This is a genomic window from Paraburkholderia sp. SARCC-3016, from assembly GCF_031119615.1.
GTDB lineage: Bacteria > Pseudomonadota > Gammaproteobacteria > Burkholderiales > Burkholderiaceae > Paraburkholderia.
The window spans coordinates 115,762-136,938 of sequence record NZ_JAVHZD010000001.1 but is presented as its reverse complement, the minus strand read 5'-3'; the positions used below and the strand labels follow the sequence as shown (position 1 = coordinate 136,938).

Genomic DNA, 21,177 nt, shown 5'->3' with positions numbered 1-21,177 from the left:
TTGGCGCTCCGGCTTGTCCCGTGCGGATCGGACACGCTTGTCCGGGCGGCGTTCGGCATCGCCATGCTGGATTGGAGGATTGCAACGCCCGATTGCCTGACGGCGCTTCAGTCTTCGTCGGAACCCTTGAGAACTTTAGAGACGACCGTTTGCGAAAATCCACGCGAGACGAGAAAGCGCGCCTGCTTTGCGCGCTCCGCGGGCGTTTCGGCAAGCTGCCCATATTTCCTTTGCCAGACGGCGCGGGCGCGCGCGAGTTCGGTTTCGCGCAACTGGGCGGCGGTTTCTTCGATCAGCGTCGAGCCGACGCCTTGCCGCTTCAACTCGCCGACGATGCGATTCGCGCCGAGCCGCGCTGCACGCCGATGCACGAGACTTTCGGTGAAGCGCGAGTCGGAGAGCCAGCCTTCCTGCTCGAGTGAGTCGAGCAGTGTGTCGAGCGAATCGCCTTCGTCGACGAACGGTTGTAGTTTGCGGGACAGTTCCGCGCGGCTGTGCTCGCGTCGCGACAGGTAGCCAAGCGCGCGGCCTTTCAACGAGCGCGTCGGGCGCTGGCGTTGCGACGCGGCGGACGTTGAAGCAGTTGCGCCGTCGTCAGGTTGCCGCCGTGAACGTGTGTAGGTGGTTTCGCCTTCGGTCGAGGCGGCGGGGCCGGAAGCACCGCCTGCGCGACGAGAACCGAAGCGCGGACCGGACGGGATAGCAGGCCCACGGCCGGCTGCGCGGTCATGTGCGTCAAACGACTCGAAGGGATCGAATGGCGGATCGAATGCCGGATCCAATGGCGGATCGAGTGCCGGCGCGGTCGGGAGAGCGGACGCCGGAGCGGATGCGTCGACAGGGGAATCCCCCCTGTCGAATGGGCCGCCATCATCATGTCTGGAACCGGCATGTTCAATGCCGGCATTGCCAGACTCAGACCCCGGTCGGCCCTTGCGCATCACGCGGTGCTTACTCCTCGTCTGCGACTTCCGCGTCGGCGTCTGCGCCGATCACTGCATCGGCCGGCATCGCGTTGACGCCGAGCGACTCGCGAATGCGGTTTTCGATTTCGCGCGCGATGTCCGGGTTCTCGCGCAGGAATTCGCGCGCGTTGTCTTTACCCTGACCGATACGCTCACCGTTGTAGCTGTACCAGGCGCCCGCCTTGTCGACGATTTTCGCCTGCACGCCCAGATCGATGATTTCACCCTGACGCGAAATACCCTCGCCGTACAGGATGTCGAAGATCGCTTCGCGGAACGGCGGCGACACCTTGTTCTTCACCACCTTCACGCGCGTTTCGTTGCCGATCACTTCGTCGTTCTTCTTGATCGAACCGATGCGGCGAATGTCGAGACGCACCGACGCGTAGAACTTCAGCGCGTTACCACCGGTGGTGGTTTCCGGATTGCCGAACATCACGCCGATCTTCATGCGGATCTGGTTGATGAAGATAACGAGGCAGTTCGTGCGCTTGATCGTGCCCGTGAGCTTGCGCAGCGCCTGCGACATCAGTCGCGCTTGCAGGCCCGGCAGCGAATCGCCCATTTCGCCTTCGATTTCGGCCTTCGGCACGAGTGCCGCGACGGAGTCGATGACGATCATGTCGATCGAACCCGAGCGTACGAGTGCGTCCGCGATTTCGAGCGCCTGTTCGCCCGTATCGGGCTGCGACACGAGCAGGTCCGACACATTGACGCCGAGCTTGGCGGCGTATTGGATGTCGAGCGCGTGTTCCGCATCGATAAACGCCGCGGTGCCGCCGAGCTTTTGCATTTCAGCGACGACTTGCAGCGTCAGCGTGGTCTTACCCGACGATTCCGGCCCGTAGATTTCGACTACCCGGCCGCGCGGCAGACCGCCGACGCCCAATGCGATATCGAGGCCGAGCGACCCGGTGGAAACCACCTGAATGTCTTCGACTGCCTCACCTGCGCCGAGCCGCATGACCGACCCTTTGCCGAACTGCTTTTCGATCTGCGCGAGCGCGGCAGCAAGCGCCTTGCTCTTTTCAGCCGTCAGTCCAGCCGAGCCTTTCTTGCTTTCTTCCATGAATCGTCCTTTGCTATGATGAACGGCGCCTGTGCAGGCTGTGCGCGCCCCTCCCTATAGATACAATCCGGGCGGCACGTCAGACGCAGATACTGTATAAAAAAACAGTGGTTTTGGCAAGCCAAATTAACCGCCGGTTAGCGCAATTCCAACGAAATATGCGCGCGTGTACGCCTGTGTAAACACGCATGGCCAATCGGATACCAATCCCACCACAATCAGGTTTCAAGAGACGCTGTGTGCCGGACTCACCGGTACCGGCATGCCTGCCAGCGCATCATGCGAATTCTTATTGCCGAAGACGACAGCATACTCGCGGATGGTCTGATTCGATCACTCCGCCAATCGGCATACGCCGTTGATCATGTGAAGAACGGCGTCGAGGCGGATACCGCGCTGTCGATGCAGACGTTCGACCTGCTGATTCTCGATCTCGGCCTGCCGCGCATGTCCGGGCTCGAGGTGCTGCGCCGCCTGCGCGCGCGCAATTCGAACCTGCCGGTGCTGATTCTGACCGCCGCCGATAGCGTCGACGAACGCGTGAAGGGCCTCGATCTCGGCGCCGACGACTACATGGCCAAGCCCTTCGCGCTCAACGAACTCGAAGCACGCGTGCGCGCGCTCACGCGGCGCGGCGCGGGCGGCGGTCCGACGGTCGTGCGGCACGGGTCGCTGTCGTTCGATCAGGTTGGGCGCATCGCCTATGTGAACGAGCAGGTCATCGATCTGTCCGCGCGCGAGCTCGGGCTGCTCGAAGTGCTTTTGCAGCGGATCGGCCGGCTCGTGTCGAAGGAACAGCTCGTCGATCATCTTTGCGAATGGGGCGAGGAGGTCAGCAACAACGCGATCGAGGTCTACGTGCACCGGCTGCGCAAGAAAATCGAGCCGAGCGGCGTGCGCATCATCACGGTGCGCGGCCTTGGCTATTGCCTCGAGAAAGCCGCGCCGGCACCGGCCCAGCCGGCGCCCGCGCAACAGCGACCGGCGCACGCCCAACAACAAGCACAAGCACCGGCGCAGCAGCAAACCGCAGCCGCTCCAACGTCCGACCCCGCCGCATCGGCCGCGATGCCGGCGAGTCATCACTTCAAGTAAGCCGAAACCAGCGCCATGTCCGCCCGCGCAGATCGCGCCACGGCTGCTCCGGCGCACGCGGCGAACTTCGACGAGGACCGCGACGCGCGCTACGAGAACCCGTTCGCGCCGCCCGACGAAACCGAAGCGGCCGCCGAGACGCGTCCCCGCTCGCTGTTCGGCGAAATTCTGGACTGGATGCTCGCGCCGCTGCTGCTCTTGTGGCCGATGAGCATCGCTGTGACTTATCTGGTCGCGAAGTCGATTGCCAATGCGCCGTTCGATCGCGCGCTCGAAACCGATGCGTACGTGCTCGCGCGGCAGATCCAGCCGGTCAACGGCGTGGCCGAACTGAAGCTGCCCGATGCGACGAGCGACTTCCTGCGCGCGGACAATATCGATCGCGTGTTTTACCAGGTGCTCGGCACACGCGGCGAACTCGTGGGCGGCGAGCGCGACATGCCGCTGCCGCGCGAGGACGACCGGCCGCAGCCGGGCATCGTCGAATTTCGCGACGACGTGCTGCACGGCAACGACATCCGCGTCGCCTATACGACCGTCGGGTTCCCGCAGACGGAAGGCGCACAGCCCGTGCTCGTGCAGGTCGCCGAGACGCTCGACAAACGCAGCGCGCTGGCCAACGACATCATCAAGGGCGTGATCCTGCCGCAGTTCGTAATTCTGCCGCTCGCGATCGTGCTGGTCTGGTTCGGCCTGTCGCGCGGACTTGCGCCGCTGCACGCGTTGCAATCGCATATCCGCGCGCGACGTCCCGACGATCTGTCGCCGCTCGAGGCGCGGCGCGCGCCGCCCGAAATCGAACCGCTTGTCACGTCCTTCAACGATTTGCTGACGCGCCTCGAGCAGAACATGGAGCTGCAAAAACGCTTTATCGCCGACGCCGCGCATCAGATGAAGACGCCGCTCGCCGGCTTGCGCACGCAGGCGGAGCTCGCGCTGCGCCAGGACGTGCCGGCCGAAGTGCAACGCTCGCTGCAGCAGATCGCGACGAGTTCGGAGCATGCGGCGCGGCTCGTCACGCAGTTGCTTGCCCTGGCGCGCGCGGAAAACCGGATGTCGGGCCAGGTGTTCACGCTCGTCGAAGTCACCGATGTCGCGCGCCATGCGGTGCGCGACTGGGTGCAGGCGGCGCTCGCGAAACAGATGGACCTCGGCTACGAGGGCCCGGACGTGCCCATTGAAGTCGAAGGCAACCCGGTGATGCTGCGCGAGATGCTGTCGAATCTGATCGACAACGCAATCCGTTACACGCCGCCGGGCGGGCGCGTGACCGTGCGCGTGCGCGAAGAGCCGCCGCACGACGCCCCGCATTGGGTTCACCTCGAAGTGGAAGACACGGGGCTCGGCATACCGGCGGCGGAACGCGAGCGCGTCGTCGAGCGCTTCTACCGCATTCTCGGACGCGAAGGCGACGGCAGCGGCCTCGGACTCGCGATCGTCCGCGAAATCGCGACGATGCATGGCGGCAAGCTGACGATCGACGACAACGTCTATCAGGCATCGCCGCGGCTCGCCGGCACGCTCGTGCGTGTCAGTTTGATGGCGCGCGCACGCGCCCGGGACTTACCCTAACTGTCAGAAAACTCCGAAAGGCGCCTAGGGCTTGAAATGGCACGTTAGACGCACTTACGGGGCCGATAGAAACAGATTAGAGGAATATCGGCGGATTTCCGCAATGCGCGGCCGAACACAATCAGACAAATCCGAGTCAGTAGGCCGTAAGTTTCCACTCCAATAATCGGGGGCACGGATCGCCCAACCGGGGGACCGCGCACCTAAATCAAGAGTGGAGGGACGACATATGGCTACCGTAAGCGGGCAGGTCTCGCACGCGCCGATGACAGCCGATGAGAAGCGGGTGATCTTCGCATCGTCGCTGGGCACGGTATTCGAGTGGTACGACTTTTATCTGGCCGGATCGCTGGCTGCCTTCATCAGCAAGAGCTTCTTTTCGGGCGTCAATCCGACTGCGGGCTTCATCTTCACGCTGCTCGGCTTTGCCGCGGGCTTCGCGGTGCGTCCGTTCGGCGCGCTCGTGTTCGGGCGGCTCGGCGACCTCGTCGGCCGCAAGTACACGTTCCTGATCACGATCGTGATCATGGGTCTGTCGACTTGCGTGGTCGGCTTTCTGCCGGGCTATGCGTCGATCGGCATCGCGGCGCCGGTGATCTTCATCGCGATGCGGCTGTTGCAGGGTCTTGCGCTCGGCGGCGAGTACGGCGGCGCGGCGACTTACGTCGCGGAGCATGCTCCGGCCAATCGGCGCGGCTTCTACACGTCGTGGATCCAGACGACGGCAACGCTCGGCCTCTTCCTGTCGCTGCTCGTGATTCTCGGCGTGCGTACGTGGATGGGCGAAGAGTCGTTCGGCGCGTGGGGCTGGCGCATTCCGTTCATCGCCTCGCTGATTCTGCTCGGGGTGTCGGTGTGGATCCGCTTGCAACTGAGCGAGTCGCCAGCGTTCATGCGGATCAAGGCTGAAGGCAAGACGTCTAAGGCGCCGCTCTCCGAAGCGTTCGGCCAGTGGAAGAATCTGAAGGTCGTGATTCTCGCGCTGATCGGCTTGACGGCCGGCCAGGCGGTGGTCTGGTACACGGGTCAGTTCTACGCACTGTTCTTCCTGACGCAGACGCTGAAGGTGGACGGCACGAGCGCCAATATCCTGATTGCGCTAGCACTGTTGATCGGCACGCCGTTCTTCGTGTTCTTCGGCTCGCTGTCGGACCGCATCGGCCGCAAGCCGATCATCCTCGCGGGCTGCCTGATCGCGGCGCTCACCTACTTCCCGCTCTTCAAGGCGCTGACGCACTATGCGAACCCGGCACTCGAGGCGGCAACGCAGAAGAGCCCGATCGTCGTGATTGCGGATCCGAACGAGTGCTCGTTCCAGTTCAACCCGGTGGGCACGTCGAAGTTCACGACGTCGTGCGACATCGCGAAGAGCGCGCTTTCGAAGTCGGGCCTGAACTACGAGAACGTCGCGGCGCCGCCGGGGACGGTCGCGCAGATCAAGGTCGGAGACACGGTGATCAACGCCTATGACGGCAAAGCCGCGGACGCGAAGGAACTGGGCAAGACCTTCGACAGCCAGTTGAGTTCGACGCTGAAGGCGGACGGTTATCCGCCGAAGGCCGATCCGGCGCAGATCAACTGGGTGATGACCGTGGTGATCCTGACCATCCTTGTGATCTACGTGACGATGGTGTACGGACCGATCGCGGCGATGCTGGTGGAGATGTTCCCGACGCGGATTCGCTACACGTCGATGTCGCTGCCGTATCACATCGGCAACGGCTGGTTCGGCGGCTTCCTGCCGGCGACCGCGTTCGCGATCGTGGCGGCCAAGGGCAACATCTATTCGGGGCTGTGGTATCCGATCATCATCGCGCTGGCGACGTTCGTGATCGGGCTGATTTTTGTGCGGGAGACCAAGGACTCGAATATTTACGCGCAGGACTGACGGGGTGCACGCTGGTGCCGGGCCTGATGCTGGAGCCGGTGCCGGGACGCGTTCGGCAGTCTCGTGACGTAGATCGAGGGTCCGCATGAAGTGGAGTGACGGTGGGGGTTGACGGCCCCCGCCGACCTCCCTATAATCTTCCCTCTTACGGCGAATTAGCTCAGTCGGTTAGAGCGACGGAATCATAATCCGCAGGTCCGGGGTTCGAATCCCTGATTCGCCACCAGCTTCAAAAGAAAAAGCCGCTGTTCCGAAAGGACAGCGGCTTTTTCTTTTGCGTGTTCACGCGAGATCAAAGCGCTTCGGCAACTCCCCCAGCTGCCGGAACACTGCCAGCCAGTCCTCGAGGTGCCACGTCTGCGCGACACGCCCGTCGCGCATCCGGTGAAAAGAATGGATCGCGAAATGAATCTGTTTCGAGGTCGCCTCGATGCCTAGCAGCTTTCCTGTCTGCGTACCCGTCACCTCGGCGCGGACACCGACACGGTCGTCATGAATGAGAAGGTCGAGGATATGCACCTTCATGTCCGGGAGCGCGGTAACGATATTCTCGAAAATCTTGCTCATCTTCTCCGGACCTGGGACGGCGTGAGCCGGCTCGGGAATGTATTCCCAATCGCTCGTGACCACCTGGCGCAGCAGCGAGATGTCCTTCGTGGAAAACGCCAGATAGAACCGCTCGATCGTATCGCGCACTGCCTGTTCGCTCGATGAAGTCATATCGCTACCCCTAAGCCATACAACGACGCGGAGTGCCGGTCGACGATGCGGCTGTCGACGGCCCGTTGCTTCAGTCTGCCTCGAATAGCATAGCGTGCGCGCTCTTTCCTTGCAGTGAAGAACGGGCGACTGGCGAACATCTGCATACCGGATCGAGCGTTTACCAGCGCAGATTCATTGCAGGTTCGGCGTGGGCTTACTCAGGTGCGCTCGCGACATTGTCGATAAGCAGAAGCAGGTCGTCTTCATCAGGCCGTGTGCCCCATCTGCTGTGCCCCGAAACGGACGCGATGGCGATCCATGAATGTGGAGGAAACCACTCCAACCGGAGCGTGTCGCCACTCACGACACGCAAACGCCCGGTGTCACATAAAAACTCCGCACTGACGGTTTCGCCGTCGACGGTCTTGCTTGCGGTGACTGACATCCACTCAGGCATTTTGTCCTCCGCGGCGAGTTTCATCAGGACCTCTGTGTCTAGTTGACTTTGAGCGGTTGAAGCACAGAGGAGATGAGGCGCATTCTAGGAGCGGGAGCACATTGCAGGTGCGACTTAACGTTCGGTTCTGTAACTGCGCGTAACGTAATCCCTGCGAAACCGCTTTCACCTGTCTATTAAGGACTCTGTCATGAAACGCATCGACTTCCTTGCGGCGCTTCGACAACTGTCGGCTGCGGCGGAGATTCTGGCCAAGGCCGGTCCTGACAACATGCGCGCAGATGCAGTTCGACTGCTCGCGTTTTTTCGCACCTTCGACGAATCTGGCGCTCGGGTAGAACAGGCTGGCGAAGCGTTCAATGACGCGCTATTCGTGCAAACGGCGCAAGCAGCGCTTGCACTGGTGGGCCGAAACGAGTTTGCGGCAGTTCACGCATTGCTCGAGCAGGCGAAGATGCTTCTGGATGAATTGAAATAGGGCCGGCCGATTTGCTCTTTTCCGGAGAAATCAGGGAAACCTTGAATGCTGCCGCGCCTTGCATCCGAATGATGAGTTCGACCATCCCTTGATGCGCCTCAACATTCGACTTGCAAAAATCGACGCAGAAAAATGGCGAACAGCCTAAAAGTACAGAGTCCCGCCGTAGAGCGTAAGAAAAGGAAAAGGCCCTCATCCGCCCTTCCTTCTTTGCGCAATTCAAAAAGACCTATGACGTGCAATGCTCCTGCGATTCATATCTGCGCCGTGCCTCGGCGACCACCCCATCCCACTCGGCTTTTGTCACACGCTCTTTGAACATTTGAATCAGGAAGTCGCCCAGATTCTGATTCTTCTTCTCCGCCCATCTTCCCCTTGAGAACGCGCAGCTCCTTCTGAATCTCGACGACGCGCGCCCTCGCACTCTGATGCTTCAAAGACCCGCGCGGCAAGCTCTTGGCGAGTGCTTCCAAATCACAAAGCGTTCGTGATAAATAGACCAAACGATATAGGACTTACTCCTAGCGTTTCTCATCAACGCGACCGACTAGGTCAGTCCATTAACCGAACTGACGAAGGTAGTCCCTCAACGGCGAACTACTACCCGCGACGAGGCTTCATCCAAGAACGCCGCCAAAGCTTGAGAAGCATCACATAGACGGCGACGGCCACGATCAGATAAGCGAACAGCGCGCGCCCTCGTGGCGCGCGTCGTTATCGATTTGAGCGCTAAAGCGCTCCTTCTCCGTTGATCTGCATCAACCCCCCACCCGCCCCGCCCTCATACACTCGTCCAGAGGCTGGCGCCGATTTCGCCCGCCGCTCGCCACGGAGCGACCGCGATGAGCTACAAAACTCTTCTCGTCCACCTGGACAACAGCCAACGTACCCCGCAGCGGCTCGATACCGCGCTCGATCTCGCGCGGCGTTTCCAGGCGCATCTGACGGGCCTCTATGCGACGTTCGAGCCCGATTCCCGCGCGTTCTACGTGATGGCCGGCACCGCCGACTACTACGCGTCCCATCAGCGGCGGCGCGACCAGCAACGCGGCGCGATCGAGCGTCTGTTTCACGCCGAAGCGCTGCGCGCCAATGTCGACGCGCGTTTCATCTGCGCAAACGGCCCCGCGAATTCAAGCGTGCCGCAGCACGCGCGTTATGCGGACCTCGTCGTCATGGGCCAAACCGATCCGCAGGATCCCGAATCCTTTATCGACCAGAACTTCCTCGAAGCCGTTGTAGTGGCAGCCGGCCGGCCCGTGCTGCTGTTTCCGTACGCGGGCGGCGCGACACGGGAAATCGGCGAACGAATTCTTATCGCGTGGGACGGCAGCCGCGAAGCCGCGCGTGCCGCCTACGACGCAATTCCCTTTCTCTCGCACGCAAAGAAATGCACGGTCGTCACGGTGCGCGGCACCGCCGGTGAGCCGCCCGGCGAACGATTCGCCGGCGCCGATATCGCGCTGACACTCGCGCGCCACGGCGCGTCCGTCGACGTGCTCGACGTCGACGCAAGCAGGCACACGCCGGTCGGCGACGTGCTGCTGTCCACTGCACACGACCAGGGCTGCGACATGATCGTGATGGGCGCATACGGGCACTCGCGGTGGCGCGAGCTCGTCATGGGCGGCACGACACGGACCATCCTGCAATCGATGACCATGCCCGTACTGATGTCGTGCTAGACGAACCACCCGCATAACGCACGTTACGCATACAGCGTCAGCCTCAGGGAGCACCGCTCATGTACAAGAACATCCTCGTCGCGCTCGACGGCAGCGACACCTCGAATCAGGCGCTCGAAGCCGCATTGCGCCTCGCAAGCGAAAATCACGCGCTGCTGCATCCGGTCTACGTCGTGGACATGCCCGGCATCGCGATCGGCACGCCCGGCTTCAACCCCGTCCCCATACGTGACGCGATGCGCGCCGACGGCGAACGCGTGATCGCCGACGCGCGGGACCGGATGGCGAAGCTGCGCATCAACGGCAGCCCGCGCGTCGTCGATACGAACTCGCTCAGCGAAGACATCGCGCAGCGTCTGCGGTTGTCAGCGGCCGAATGCCATGCCGATCTGATCGTGATGGGCACGCACGGATGGCGCGGTTTCCGGCGCCTCGTGCTCGGCAGTGTCGCGGAACGGGTCGCGCGCGGCGCGCCCTGCGCGGTGCTGCTGATTCCGTCGAGCGCACAGCCCGCCGCCGGCGACGGTACCGCGACCGCATCACCCCCCGCGGACAAGGAGCGCTCATGAGCTACAAAACCCTGCTGGTCCATCTCGACGACAGCCGTCACAGCGCCGCGCGCATCGCCGTCGCGCTCGATCTCGCGCAGCGCTTCGACGCGCATCTGATCGGGCTTTACATCGTCAGCCAGGACCTGTTCCAGCCGTTCTTCAGACTCGACGACAGCGTGAATCCGTCCACGCTCGAACAGCAGCACGTGCAACGGGTGCTCAGTGCGCAATCGGCATTTCTCGACGCTGCGCAACGCGCAGCATGCAACGTCGAATGGCGCGCGCCGGCGGGGCCCGCCATCGAAACCGCGACGCTGCATGCGCGCCATGCGGACCTGCTGATACTCGGCCAGCGCGATCCGGAAGACCCGGCGTCCTATGTCGCGCGGCACTTTATCGAAGACTTGCTGATTGAGAGCGGGCGCCCCGCGCTCGTGTTGCCGTATGCGGGCAAGGCCGCGGCAATGATCGGCGACAACGTCGTGATCGCCTGGGACGGCAGCCGCGAAGCCGCGCGCACGCTGTCCGATTCGCTCGCGCTCATCAAACGCGCGCGTGTTGTGACGATCGAGTCGGTCGTGCGGCACGGCGGCGGCGATGCTGCGCACGGCGAACCGCCCGCGACGCTCGACGTCTCGGCGTTTCTCGAGCGCCACGGCATCCGCGCGTCGTTCTCGACGACGCCGGCCGTCGCCGGCGTCAGCACGGGCGCGACGCTATTGAACCGCGTCGCCGATCTGCATGCGGACCTGCTCGTGATGGGCGCATTCGGTCATGCGCGCGCGCAGGAGCGCGTGCTCGGCGGCGCGACGCGCACGATGCTCGAATCGATGACCGTGCCGGTGTTGATGGCACATTGAAGCATTGAAGATAATCTAATTCGTGTTGGCTGCATCGAAGGCGCGCCGCACCGCCTCGCCTTCGAGCACACGTGAGCCGGCAAACACGGGATAGACGATTTGCATGCCGTACTCCTATCGGCCGGCTCTACAACGCCGGAATGATGACCGGAAACGCCAGATGGCTTTCGACTTGCCGGACGCCGGGCACGCTTTCGGCTGCGATGCAGATCGCCCGTCCCTCCTGCTCCGACTCGATCACGCCCCACAGATGCACGACGCCGTCCTTCACGAACACGCTGCCCTTCGGCAACGCCCAGCGGTAACCGGCGAGCGCATCGACGACCGCATCGCGCAGCGCGGCGTCGTCGTATGTGCCGTCGTCCGCTTCGGCCTCCGTGAACGCTGCGAGCGCACGAATCAGATTCGAGCGGCTGACGATGCCGACCAGTCTGCCATCCTGCAGTACCGGCACGCGCTTGATGCGGTGCCGCTCGAGCAGGTCCGCGATGTCCCTGAGCGGCGTGCTTTCTTCGATCGTGATCACGTTTTCGCTCATGGCGTCGTGTACCTTGTGCCCATGCTCCTTCACGTAACGCGCGGCCAGTTCGCGCGTGCCCGCGAGGAAATCGAGCCACCACGACCGGCGCTCGGCATCCGTGCCGGTCTCGACACGGTGCAGCAGATCGCCTTCGCTGATGATGCCGACGATATTGCCGGCCGCATCGACAACCGGCATGCCGCTGATGCGGTGATCCGCAAGAAGTCTCGCCGCTTCGTGAATCGCGGTGTCCGGCGTGGTGGTCACGACGGGCGTCGTCATGATGTCGAGTGCGCGCATGAGGGTTTCTCCGATGGATTGCGACAGGTCCTCGGAGGTCGCACCTGTCGCGCGGTTCGGGCGTATGCACGCGCGCATCATGCGCCGCGTGCCGAGGCATCCGGTTAGGCCTTGTTGCAAGCAAGCCTTACGTCTTATCTTCCGCTCATATGCGCGCGGCAACTTGATATGGGTCAACGGCGCGCGCGGCAGGGCGGCGCGTGTTCGGGCACTGCGAACAAATGCCGCGGCAGCGGCGGACGTCGCGTCGCGCAGGCAATGCACCGATCCAATGGGGTTGCACCGGATAAGCGCCGAGGGCGATCGTATTCAGGCGTCGAGGACCTGGGGGCCGAGCGAATTGTCGATCAGCACCTTCCATTCGCCGCCTGGCTGCTTGCGAAAAACAGTTGTCGCCACCAGTTCCCTCGACGAAGCCTCGCCATTCGGGTCCTTGTATTCGAGCATCCATCGCGACAGAAACAGCGCGATACCATCGGCTTCAATGACATGCGTTTTGAGTTGCTTCGCCGATATGCCGGATTTCATTGCGCGCTCGAAAAAACGCCGGAGCTCCGCGCGCTCGCGAACCGTTCTTCCCGGTTCCGTGACGACTACCGCGTCGTCTTCATAGAAGCCGATGACCGTATCGATGTCCTGCTCGTTGAATGCCCGGTCCAACAGTTCCACCGCATGTTCGGGGCTGGTCGCGATCATGGCTTTTTCCTCCGAAGGAGCTCACATCATAGAGTGGCTCGTCTGTGAGTGCTACTGCCCGGCATCGTTGGGAGCAGTGGTCCCGCGGCATTGCGCTTCGAGCGCTCGCTCGTGCCGGCTCGCTATCACGCTCGGTCCCCCCTTGAAGAGACCGTCCCGCCGCAAAATCGACTGCATTTCGCCTATCATCGGTAACCCGAGTGCTATCAGGAGGCAAGCTTGCCACAATCGAAAATCGAGGCCGTCTACATGCGCGGCGGCACGAGCAAAGGCGTTTTCTTTCGCCCCGACTGGCTGCCGGCGGACCCCGCTCGACGCGATCGCATCCTGCTGCGCGTGATCGGCAGCCCAGACCCTTACGGCCAGCATATCGACGGCATGGGCGGCGCGACATCGAGCACGAGCAAGGTGGTGATCGTCGGCCCGTCGTCGCGCGCGGATTGCGATGTCGACTATCGCTTCGGGCAAGTCGCGATCGACAAGCCGATCGTCGACTGGTCCGGCAACTGCGGCAATCTCACTTCGGCAGTCGGTCCGTTCGCAATTGCGCACGGCCTCGTCGACGCACCGCGCGACGGCATGGCGATCGTGCGCATCTGGCAGGCGAATATCAATGCGAAGATCATCGCGCATGTGCCGATGCGCGATGGCGAAGTGGTCGAGGAAGGCGATTTCGAACTCGACGGCGTGACCTTCCCGGCCGCCGAAATCAAAATCGAATTCCTCGATCCAGCCGGCGACGCGGACCCCGATGCGCCCGACACCGGCATGTTCCCCACCGGCAACGCGCTCGATACGCTCGACGTGCCCGGCATCGGCGCGCTCGAGTTGACGATGATCAACGCGGGCAACCCCGCGATCTTTATCGACGCATCGGCACTAGGCCTTACGGGCACGGAATTGCAACGCGATGTGAACGGCAATGCAGCGCTGCTCGACAAAGCGGAAGCGATCCGTGCCCACGCGGCGGTACGCATGGGCCTCGCCCGCACGACCGAAGAGGCCACGACACAGCGGCCGCACACGCCGAAGCTCGCCTTCGTGTCGCCGCCCGCGAGCTACGTCGCGTCGAGCGGCAAACATGTCGATGCCGCGACGCTCGATCTGAACGCGCGCATTTTCTCGATGGGCAAATTGCATCACGCGATGACGGGCACCGGCGCCATCGCGATTGCGGTGGCGGCCGCAATTCCTGGCACCGTTGTCAACCGTCTTACACCGGACGCAGGCGGCCGCGTGCGCTTCGGGCACGCGTCGGGTAGCCTCGCCGTCGGTGCCGAGGCCGCGCAGCGCGACGGCAACTGGACCGTGACGAAAGTCGTGATGAGCCGCAGCGCGCGGCGGCTGATGGAAGGCTTCGTGCTCGTACCGGAAGCCGCGTTTCGATAGACGCAAAGGCGCTTTAACGGCGACGCCTGAACGCAATCGTCACCGCGCTTTGCTGCGGTCCGCAGCACGGTGCGTTCGGCGACGACGGGTCCGCATCGGTGTTCGCATCGGCGCCGATGTCGGGATTCGCAGCAGCCGCATCGGTCGGGTCGCTATCGTGCCGCGACTTTCCGAATGCCGGTGCTGCTTCCAGCGTGCGAAACGTTTCCCACGCGACGCCTTGCGGATCGACGGTCCACGATTTGTCGGATACCGCATAGCAACATTGCGCCGTCGTCTCTTCTTCGGCAGCGATCTCCGCCAGCGCGAAGCGGTTGCGCATTTCGATCAGTTCTTCTTCGGTTTCGACCTGGATACCGAAGTGATCGATGCCCGAGCGCGCAAGACGTTGCGAGATCGCAAAGTTCACCGCCGGGTCCGACAATTCCCACTTGCAGTAATCCGGCTTGCGCACCGTGGGTTCGATGCCGCCGAACATCGCACTGTAAAAACGGATACTTTCCGTCAAATTTTCGACTGAAACGTGAATGTGCATACGCTTCATATTGCTACTCCACACCAGTTCAAGGCTTCTTCGCGGATGCCAGCACGCAAGGCAAAGGCACGCGAATGTCATCGCCGTTTCGATACGGCGCGCAGTCTTCCAACACCGACTTTTCGATCGACTCGCGCGCTTCGGGGGTCTGCAACTTGAGCAGCGCACCCATTCGCACGCCGCCGTGCAGCATCATGTGAAATGCCGTGTCGGGCGCGCGCGTGTGCAATGTCTGACTCACTTCGACCACGCGAGGTTCGATAAACCCGGTTGCCCGCAACGTGCGTTCGCATTCGCTCCAGTCGCTAAAGCGCGCGAACGGCGGCCCCGGCGGCAGCGGCACATCCAGACGTCCGTATGTCTCGACAGCCTTCAAAACGAAACCGAAGCCAACCGCGCGATCGGGCGTCGACCAGACCGTAAACGCGACCCGTCCACCGCTTTTCAATACGCGAAACGCTTCGGCAAGCGCCTTGTCCGGATCCGCGAAGTGCAACAGACCGAAGCTGATGCCGACCGCGTCGAAGCTCGCATCGTCGAACGGCAGCGCATCGGCGCTGCCGCGCTGAAATTCGACATCGGGATAGTCGCGCCTCGCTTCATCGACCATGGCCTGCGCGAAATCGACGCCGACCGCATGCGCGCCGCGACGTGCCGCCGCTGCCGCGACGTAGCCGGGCCCCGTGGCGATATCGAGAAAACGCGTTCCCGCGCGGACATCGAGTGCATCGAGCAACGCGCCGTTCGATTGCTTCGTCACCGCGCCGAAACGCGGCTTATACGCCTCGGCGAGTCGCTCCCAGCCGTCGCGTTCGAATGCGGTGAAGGCGTCCTGTTCCATGCGGGCGTGTCCTGTTTAGTGGTTACATGTGTGGATACATGCGGCGCGACGAAGCGCGGTTACTTGCGAAGCAAAAAGCGTAGCCAAAGGCTGCATCGGATGCGGCATTCGTGCGCGCATACGTCGTCGACCCATGATATGTGATCGTAAGAGCACACGCGATAGGCGTCCACCCCACATCGAAGCGTGGGACTTCCGGACTATTAACATTCGGAAAGATCGGTTCGTCTATCGGACGCGAAGACGAATCAGCCTCGGCGAACATGCACTGCAATCGCGTGCTTCACCTGCTCGTGAGAATGTTTCGACTGCCGGCCGATCAGCCGGCGAGGCAGGAGACGGGAACGCCGGCGCGGCAGGAGACGGGAACGCCAGCATTCCACGACGCCAAGCTTGCACCGCGTGCATGGAAGAACGTCAAACGTGCTGCACGGCGAACTCGTTTAGTGCGAGGCACAACGATTCGACAGCCTCTTCGGTGACCGCGTTATAGAGCGATGCGCGTAACCCGCCTACAGAACGATGCCCTTCGAGGCCGACGATACTGTGATCCCGCGCTGCGGCAATAAAAGCCTGATCGAGCCGTTTGTCACCGAACGTGAACGATACGTTCATCTGCGAGCGCCAACGCGGGTCGGCATGAATCGTGACCGCGTCGCCGAGCGCGTCGAGGGTCGCGTACAGGCGCTTCGACTTCTCTTCGTTGATGCGCTGCATGGCATGCAGGCCGCCGATGTCGAAACGCAGCCACCGCGTCACGAGCATCAGCACGTAAATCGCGAATACAGGCGGCGTGTTGTAGTTCGAACTGTGCAGAACGTGAGTACGGAAATCGAGAATCGCGGGCAGCCCGTCGGGAATGCGGTCAAGCAAGCTGCGCCTGATTACCGCAACGGTGACGCCGGCCGGCCCGAGGTTTTTCTGCGCGTGCGCGTAAATCATCGAATACGCGTCGCTGCGAAACGGCTTCGACAGGAAATCGGAAGACATGTCGGCGATCAGCGGCGCCGCGATATCGCCGACGTCGCAAGGATCGAACTGCAGGCCCTCGACTGTTTCGTTCGACACGTAATGCAGATAGGCCGCCGACGGCGCGACGTCGAGCGTGCGCAAATCCGGCAATTGCCTGTAACCGGTAATCTTGCCGTCCCACACGATGTTGCGCTTCGTCACCTTCGCGGCTTCGGCCGTCGCTTTCGCGCTCCAGTAGCCGGAGGTCACATATTCGGGCGCCGCGGCCGCGCGGGCGGTGAAATTCATCGGGATCGTCGCGAACAGCAGGCTGCTGCCGCCCTGCAAAAACGTAATCGCATAGTCGCTCGAGAGGCCGAGCAGGTGCCGTATGTTCATTTCGGCTTCTTCGAGCACCGAGCGAAACCATTCGGACCGGTGGCTCATGCCGAGTACCGACATGCCGGTATCCGGAAGCGCGACGATCGCATCGCGCGTTTGCGCCAGCACGGTTTCAGGCAGCGCGCCGGGCCCGCCGGAGAAATTCAGAGCGTTAAATTTCATATTCGATCCTGCGGATGCGCGGCACGTGCGAACCGATGAGCGGTTGGCCGTCAGGCTGCTGTCGACACGATGCCGACGCAACTCGCGACGATGGACGGTAGCCACGATACCAACGGCGGCGGCGCTGCAAATGCGGGAACAAAGGGCCGATTTCCCGCTTGTTCGGTCGAGCCCGCGACATGCGCACGCCATAAGGTGATGCACGCTGCAAAAGCTTGCCGCGTGATTTATTACAACTGGCTTGTCGACGTACTTGGATAAGCAAACAAACAGACTCGCCGTAATCCGTGTTTCAACCGTATTCCGAAGGATCGCTATGGCGCATTCCGCGCAACCCGCCGCTGGGGTCGATGAGCGCAACGCTGAAGCATCGGCACGCAGGCATTCAGATGTCGAGAAAACGATCGCGATACTCTTCGCCGCGCTCGCCGACGATCCGCTGAATACCGGCTTGCACGCCGCCCTCGCCGACTCGTTGCGCGAGGCCGGCAACGAGACGGGCTACCTCGCGCATCGAATCGCGGTGGAGACGTCGAACGCGATCATCGCGGCAGCCACCGCGTCCGGCGCGAGCGCCGATGCAATCGCCGACATGCGCTCGGCACTGCCGCTCTACAATCTCGCGACCTCGTACTACATGCGAGGCGACCATACGGCCGCGCTGCACTGGTTCGAACACACGCTCGCGGTAGAACCGGACCTCGCGATCGCGCATCAGAACCTCGCGGCGGTGCTGGACGCGCTCGATCGTCCCGAGGATGCGCAGCACCATCGCACACGCGCTTACACACTGCAGCGCGTGTACGTCGAAGCAGCAGATCGCGCGCCGCGCCGCGTGCTGATTCTGTGTGCGGGCCGCACCTCGGGCAATGTGCCGTTCGATACGTTGCTGCCGGTGCAAACGAGTCACCGCATCAAATACGCAATCGACTGCGCGAACGAAGTCGAAGACTTTCAACTGCCGCGCTACGACCTCGTATTCAACGCGATCGGCGAACCGGATGTGGCGCAGCCGCTGCTGAGTCGCCTCGAAACGTTCGCGCGCCGCTGCGGACGCCCGCTGCTGAATCACCCCGCGGCGGTCATGCAGACGCGGCGCGATGTGCTTCCCGAGTTGCTGGCCGATCTCGACGACGTGCTGACCGCGCCGTGCATGCGTATCGATCGTCCGCCCGTGTCGCGCGACGAGCTCGCTCTCCGGATCGATCAAGGCCCCGTGGGTTTTCCGCTGCTGCTGCGGCCGCTCGCAAAGCATGGCGGCGAAGGCGTCTCGCTGCATCGGTCGATCGATACGTTGTGGCCCGAAGTTCAGGCGCTCAATGCGCCGTGCTACCTGACGATGTTTCGCAATTACCGCAGCGCGGACGGCCACTTCCGCAAATACCGGAGCATCCTGGTCGATCGCAAGCCGTATCCGTACCATCTGGCGATCGGCCCGGAGTGGATGGTCCACTACTTCTCGGCCGGTATGACGTCGCAGACGTGGAAGCTCGAAGAGGAACGCCGCTTTCTGGAAAACCCGCACGCGGCGCTCGGTGAGCGCGCGATGCGCGCGCTCGAGGCGATCGGCGCAAAGCTCGATCTCGAGTACGCGGGCATCGACTACACGCTGCTCGACGACGGGCGCGTGCTCGTTTTCGAAGCGAACGCGACGATGCTCGTGCATCGCGAAGTGTCCGGCGGCATGCTCGCGCACAAGAACGTGTTCGTCGAGCGCATCGTCGAGGCGTTCGAGCAGATGCAGGCGGCGCGTACTGGTGCGTAGCCGGCCGCCTTGGCACTGGCGACGAGTGTGTGGGTACGGTCCCGATTCCGCCGTCGCGTGATTTCACCCGCCTGGGCGGCGCGGCGCTCTCGCACCACCCTAGCACCGCTCGCGCGCCGTTCAGGCCGTGACGGCTGCGCGCGCGTGGGCGGCGATGTGTTTGCAGACCGCGTCTGTGACTTGCACAGTCGTTGCTTCGCCGCCGAGGTCGCCCGTATGCAACGACGGGTTCGCGGTCACGTGCTCGATCGCGTTCATCACGAGCTTCGCCGCGTCGGCTTCGCCAAGATGGTCGAGCATCATCACGACCGACCAGAACGTGCCGACCGGATTCGCGAGGCCTTTGCCCATGATGTCGAATGCCGAACCGTGAATCGGCTCGAACATGGAGGGGAAGCGGCGCTCCGGGTCGAGGTTCGCGGTCGGCGCAATGCCGAGGCTGCCCGCGAGCGCGGCAGCGAGATCGCTCAGAATGTCCGCGTGCAGATTCGTCGCGACGATCGTGTCGAGCGACGCAGGACGGTTCACCATGCGCGCGGTCGCCGCATCGACGAGCTCCTTGTCCCACTTCACGTCGGGGAACTCGCGCGCAACCTGCCCGGCGATCTCGTCCCACATCACCATCGCGTGACGCTGCGCGTTGCTCTTCGTGATGACCGTCAGCAGCTTGCGCGGACGCGATTGCGCGAGCCGGAACGCAAAGCGCAGCACGCGTTCGACGCCGGCGCGCGTCATGATCGATACGTCCGTGGCGACTTCGATCGGATGGCCCTGATGCGCGCGGCCGCCAATCCCCGCGTACTCGCCTTCCGAGTTCTCGCGCACGATCACCCAGTCGAGATCGGCGGGCTTGCAGCGCTTGAGCGGCGCGTCGATGCCGGGCAGGATGCGCGTCGGCCGCACGTTCGCGTACTGGTCGAAGCCCTGGCAGATCTTCAGGCGCAGGCCCCACAGCGTGATGTGATCGGGAATGTGCGGGTCGCCGGCCGAGCCGAACAGGATCGCGTCCTTGTTGCGCAGCGCGTCGAGGCCGTCGGCCGGCATCATCACGCCATGCTTGCGGTAATAGTCGCCGCCCCAGTCGAAGTCTTCGAATTCGAAGCGGAACGTGTCGCTGCGGGCAGCCAGCGCTTCGAGAACCTGCTGGCCCGCGGGCACCACTTCCTTGCCGATGCCGTCGCCGGGAATCGTTGCGATGCGATAGGTCTTCATGCCGGGGTGTCTCCTGAAAAATGGTTGGTGAATCGCGCGCCCGCGAAGTGCGGGTTGCGAAATCAGCGAATCAGTCGAGGGAATCAGGCGATGGTAAGAAATCGACGCGGCCTGTACGCGCTGCTAGACTTAAACCACCTTTAACTGCAAGTTAAGAATAGGCGGTGAAATGGGCGCGTCGGTGCAACCCGAAGACCTCGCATTTTTTTCCGCGCTCGCGGGGCGCGGCAGCCTGACCGCGACGGCGCGCGAACTCGGCGTGACTACGGCGGCCGTCAGCAAGCATCTGGCGCAGATGGAAGCGCGCGCGGGCGTCGCGCTCGTCAATCGCACGACGCGCCGCATGAGTCTCACGGCCGAGGGCGAGATTTATCTATCGCACGCACGGCGCATTCTTGGCGAGATGGATGAGCTCGCGCAGCTGCTGGGCGGGGCGCGAGCGGCGCCGAAGGGGCTGTTGCGCGTCAATGCGACGCTCGGCTTCGGCCGCAGCCATGTGGCCCCTGTGATTTCCCGCTTCGTGCAGCGTTATCCCGACGTCGACGTGCAATTGCAGTTATCGGTCGACCCGCCGCCGATCAGCAGCGATACCTACGACGTCTGCATCCGCTTCGGCGAGCCGCCCGATGCGCGCGTCGTCGCCCGGCGCATTGCACCGAACCGCCGCCTCTTATGCGCGTCGCCCGCGTATTTCAAGCGTCACGACATGCCGAAAGCGCCCGCCGATCTCGCGCATCACAACTGCATCGGCATTCGCCAGGGCGACGATGGCTATGGCATCTGGCGTCTGACGAGCGGCCGCGGCGCGACGCAGAAAACAGCGACCGTGCGCGTGCGCGGCAACCTCACGACCAACGACGGCGAGATCGCGGTGAAGTGGGCGCTCGAAGGCCACGGCATCCTGATGCGCGCGGAGTGGGACATCGTCGATTATCTGAAAAGCGGCGCGCTCGTTCCCGTGCTGCCCGAGTATCGAACGCCCGATGCCGATATCTTCGCCGTGTACTCGCCGCTGCATCAGATGTCGGCGCGCGTGCGCGTATTCATCGAGTTCTTGACGGCGGAACTAGGCGAATAGCCGG

Annotated in this window: 20 protein-coding genes and 1 tRNA gene; 11 read left to right on the top strand and 10 right to left on the bottom strand. The window is 63.0% G+C overall.

Features of this window, described 5'->3' with window-relative positions:
• Positions 1 to 107: 107 nt before the first annotated feature.
• On the bottom strand, positions 108 to 944 hold the full coding sequence (gene recX / locus QYH69_RS00600) for a recombination regulator RecX (RefSeq protein ID WP_374992323.1): 837 nt from the start codon (positions 942 to 944) through the stop codon (positions 108 to 110).
• Between the two features lie 7 nt (positions 945 to 951).
• Entirely contained in the window at positions 952 to 2,034 is a 1,083-nt protein-coding gene (recA, locus tag QYH69_RS00595) for a recombinase RecA (RefSeq protein ID WP_308829998.1), read from the bottom strand.
• Positions 2,035 to 2,313: 279 nt separating this feature from the next.
• Here recA and QYH69_RS00590 point away from each other — a divergent pair, with 279 nt between their 5' ends.
• From QYH69_RS00590 to QYH69_RS00575, 4 genes are all read left to right on the top strand, one after another.
• Entirely contained in the window at positions 2,314 to 3,129 is an 816-nt protein-coding gene (locus QYH69_RS00590) for a response regulator transcription factor (protein ID WP_308829997.1), read from the top strand.
• A 15-nt stretch (positions 3,130 to 3,144) separates the two neighbouring features.
• The gene (locus tag QYH69_RS00585; RefSeq protein ID WP_308829996.1) at positions 3,145 to 4,701 is read left to right on the top strand and encodes a sensor histidine kinase N-terminal domain-containing protein; all 1,557 of its coding nucleotides are present in this window, start codon (positions 3,145 to 3,147) and stop codon (positions 4,699 to 4,701) included.
• A gap of 229 nt (positions 4,702 to 4,930) precedes the next feature.
• Positions 4,931 to 6,589, top strand: coding sequence for an MFS transporter (locus tag QYH69_RS00580; RefSeq protein ID WP_308829995.1), 1,659 nt, complete (start codon positions 4,931 to 4,933; stop codon positions 6,587 to 6,589).
• A 149-nt stretch (positions 6,590 to 6,738) separates the two neighbouring features.
• Positions 6,739 to 6,815, top strand: a tRNA-Met gene (locus tag QYH69_RS00575).
• A gap of 56 nt (positions 6,816 to 6,871) precedes the next feature.
• Here QYH69_RS00575 and QYH69_RS00570 read toward each other — a convergent pair.
• Entirely contained in the window at positions 6,872 to 7,285 is a 414-nt protein-coding gene (locus tag QYH69_RS00570; RefSeq protein WP_308829994.1) for an ester cyclase, read from the bottom strand.
• 220 nt (positions 7,286 to 7,505) lie between these two features.
• Positions 7,506 to 7,772: a hypothetical protein gene (locus tag QYH69_RS00565; protein ID WP_308829993.1), complete on the bottom strand. Its 267-nt coding sequence runs from the start codon at positions 7,770 to 7,772 to the stop codon at positions 7,506 to 7,508.
• A 166-nt stretch (positions 7,773 to 7,938) separates the two neighbouring features.
• Between QYH69_RS00565 and QYH69_RS00560 the strand changes: the two genes are divergently transcribed.
• The 4 genes from QYH69_RS00560 to QYH69_RS00545 all read left to right on the top strand — a co-directional run bounded on the left by QYH69_RS00560 (position 7,939) and on the right by QYH69_RS00545 (position 11,322).
• Complete coding sequence (locus QYH69_RS00560) at positions 7,939 to 8,226, top strand: hypothetical protein (protein ID WP_308829992.1); 288 nt, start codon at positions 7,939 to 7,941, stop codon at positions 8,224 to 8,226.
• Positions 8,227 to 9,068: 842 nt separating this feature from the next.
• The gene (locus QYH69_RS00555) at positions 9,069 to 9,911 is read left to right on the top strand and encodes a universal stress protein (RefSeq protein ID WP_308829991.1); all 843 of its coding nucleotides are present in this window, start codon (positions 9,069 to 9,071) and stop codon (positions 9,909 to 9,911) included.
• A 59-nt stretch (positions 9,912 to 9,970) separates the two neighbouring features.
• Complete coding sequence (locus tag QYH69_RS00550; protein ID WP_308829990.1) at positions 9,971 to 10,480, top strand: universal stress protein; 510 nt, start codon at positions 9,971 to 9,973, stop codon at positions 10,478 to 10,480.
• Positions 10,477 to 11,322, top strand: coding sequence for a universal stress protein (locus QYH69_RS00545; RefSeq protein ID WP_308829989.1), 846 nt, complete (start codon positions 10,477 to 10,479; stop codon positions 11,320 to 11,322). Before QYH69_RS00550 ends, QYH69_RS00545 begins: the two co-directional genes overlap by 4 nt.
• Positions 11,323 to 11,449: 127 nt before the next feature.
• On the opposite strand, the gene QYH69_RS00540 is transcribed toward QYH69_RS00545, so the two are convergent.
• Positions 11,450 to 12,142: a CBS domain-containing protein gene (locus QYH69_RS00540; protein WP_308829988.1), complete on the bottom strand. Its 693-nt coding sequence runs from the start codon at positions 12,140 to 12,142 to the stop codon at positions 11,450 to 11,452.
• A gap of 309 nt (positions 12,143 to 12,451) precedes the next feature.
• Positions 12,452 to 12,838, bottom strand: coding sequence for a DUF4440 domain-containing protein (locus QYH69_RS00535; protein ID WP_075155825.1), 387 nt, complete (start codon positions 12,836 to 12,838; stop codon positions 12,452 to 12,454).
• 219 nt (positions 12,839 to 13,057) lie between these two features.
• Here QYH69_RS00535 and prpF point away from each other — a divergent pair, with 219 nt between their 5' ends.
• Positions 13,058 to 14,227 carry a 2-methylaconitate cis-trans isomerase PrpF gene (prpF, locus tag QYH69_RS00530; RefSeq protein ID WP_308829987.1) on the top strand — a complete coding sequence of 390 codons (1,170 nt, stop codon included), beginning with the start codon at positions 13,058 to 13,060 and terminating at the stop codon, positions 14,225 to 14,227.
• Positions 14,228 to 14,240: 13 nt separating this feature from the next.
• On the opposite strand, the gene QYH69_RS00525 is transcribed toward prpF, so the two are convergent.
• From QYH69_RS00525 to serC, 3 genes are all read right to left on the bottom strand, one after another.
• Positions 14,241 to 14,771: an ArsI/CadI family heavy metal resistance metalloenzyme gene (locus QYH69_RS00525; RefSeq protein ID WP_308829986.1), complete on the bottom strand. Its 531-nt coding sequence runs from the start codon at positions 14,769 to 14,771 to the stop codon at positions 14,241 to 14,243.
• A 19-nt stretch (positions 14,772 to 14,790) separates the two neighbouring features.
• Positions 14,791 to 15,603 (bottom strand): methyltransferase domain-containing protein, encoded by an 813-nt coding sequence (locus QYH69_RS00520; RefSeq protein WP_308829985.1) that lies wholly within the window; start codon positions 15,601 to 15,603, stop codon positions 14,791 to 14,793.
• Positions 15,604 to 16,020: 417 nt separating this feature from the next.
• Complete coding sequence (serC, locus tag QYH69_RS00515) at positions 16,021 to 17,118, bottom strand: 3-phosphoserine/phosphohydroxythreonine transaminase (protein ID WP_308829984.1); 1,098 nt, start codon at positions 17,116 to 17,118, stop codon at positions 16,021 to 16,023.
• A gap of 316 nt (positions 17,119 to 17,434) precedes the next feature.
• Here serC and QYH69_RS00510 point away from each other — a divergent pair, with 316 nt between their 5' ends.
• Entirely contained in the window at positions 17,435 to 18,883 is a 1,449-nt protein-coding gene (locus QYH69_RS00510) for a hypothetical protein (protein ID WP_308829983.1), read from the top strand.
• A gap of 120 nt (positions 18,884 to 19,003) precedes the next feature.
• Here QYH69_RS00510 and QYH69_RS00505 read toward each other — a convergent pair whose 3' ends face one another.
• Entirely contained in the window at positions 19,004 to 20,095 is a 1,092-nt protein-coding gene (locus tag QYH69_RS00505; protein ID WP_308829982.1) for a tartrate dehydrogenase, read from the bottom strand.
• A gap of 169 nt (positions 20,096 to 20,264) precedes the next feature.
• Between QYH69_RS00505 and QYH69_RS00500 the strand changes: the two genes are divergently transcribed.
• Complete coding sequence (locus QYH69_RS00500) at positions 20,265 to 21,173, top strand: LysR family transcriptional regulator (RefSeq protein ID WP_308829981.1); 909 nt, start codon at positions 20,265 to 20,267, stop codon at positions 21,171 to 21,173.
• Positions 21,174 to 21,177 lie beyond the last annotated feature (4 nt).

Bases quoted from the DNA above. Each gene is read 5' to 3' on its own strand.
- QYH69_RS00555 (WP_308829991.1), top strand. From the start codon at position 9,069: ATGAGCTACAAAACTCTTCTCGTCCACCTGGACAACAGCCAACGTACC.
- QYH69_RS00540 (WP_308829988.1), bottom strand. From the start codon at position 12,142: ATGCGCGCACTCGACATCATGACGACGCCCGTCGTGACCACCACGCCG.
- QYH69_RS00520 (WP_308829985.1), bottom strand. From the start codon at position 15,603: ATGGAACAGGACGCCTTCACCGCATTCGAACGCGACGGCTGGGAGCGA.
- QYH69_RS00525 (WP_308829986.1), bottom strand. From the start codon at position 14,771: ATGAAGCGTATGCACATTCACGTTTCAGTCGAAAATTTGACGGAAAGT.
- QYH69_RS00535 (WP_075155825.1), bottom strand. From the start codon at position 12,838: ATGATCGCGACCAGCCCCGAACATGCGGTGGAACTGTTGGACCGGGCA.
- QYH69_RS00580 (WP_308829995.1), top strand. From the start codon at position 4,931: ATGGCTACCGTAAGCGGGCAGGTCTCGCACGCGCCGATGACAGCCGAT.
- QYH69_RS00545 (WP_308829989.1), top strand. From the start codon at position 10,477: ATGAGCTACAAAACCCTGCTGGTCCATCTCGACGACAGCCGTCACAGC.
- QYH69_RS00565 (WP_308829993.1), bottom strand. From the start codon at position 7,772: ATGAAACTCGCCGCGGAGGACAAAATGCCTGAGTGGATGTCAGTCACC.
- serC (WP_308829984.1), bottom strand. From the start codon at position 17,118: ATGAAATTTAACGCTCTGAATTTCTCCGGCGGGCCCGGCGCGCTGCCT.
- QYH69_RS00550 (WP_308829990.1), top strand. From the start codon at position 9,971: ATGTACAAGAACATCCTCGTCGCGCTCGACGGCAGCGACACCTCGAAT.
- recA (WP_308829998.1), bottom strand. From the start codon at position 2,034: ATGGAAGAAAGCAAGAAAGGCTCGGCTGGACTGACGGCTGAAAAGAGC.
- QYH69_RS00510 (WP_308829983.1), top strand. From the start codon at position 17,435: ATGGCGCATTCCGCGCAACCCGCCGCTGGGGTCGATGAGCGCAACGCT.
- QYH69_RS00505 (WP_308829982.1), bottom strand. From the start codon at position 20,095: ATGAAGACCTATCGCATCGCAACGATTCCCGGCGACGGCATCGGCAAG.
- QYH69_RS00500 (WP_308829981.1), top strand. From the start codon at position 20,265: ATGGGCGCGTCGGTGCAACCCGAAGACCTCGCATTTTTTTCCGCGCTC.
- QYH69_RS00560 (WP_308829992.1), top strand. From the start codon at position 7,939: ATGAAACGCATCGACTTCCTTGCGGCGCTTCGACAACTGTCGGCTGCG.
- QYH69_RS00590 (WP_308829997.1), top strand. From the start codon at position 2,314: ATGCGAATTCTTATTGCCGAAGACGACAGCATACTCGCGGATGGTCTG.
- QYH69_RS00585 (WP_308829996.1), top strand. From the start codon at position 3,145: ATGTCCGCCCGCGCAGATCGCGCCACGGCTGCTCCGGCGCACGCGGCG.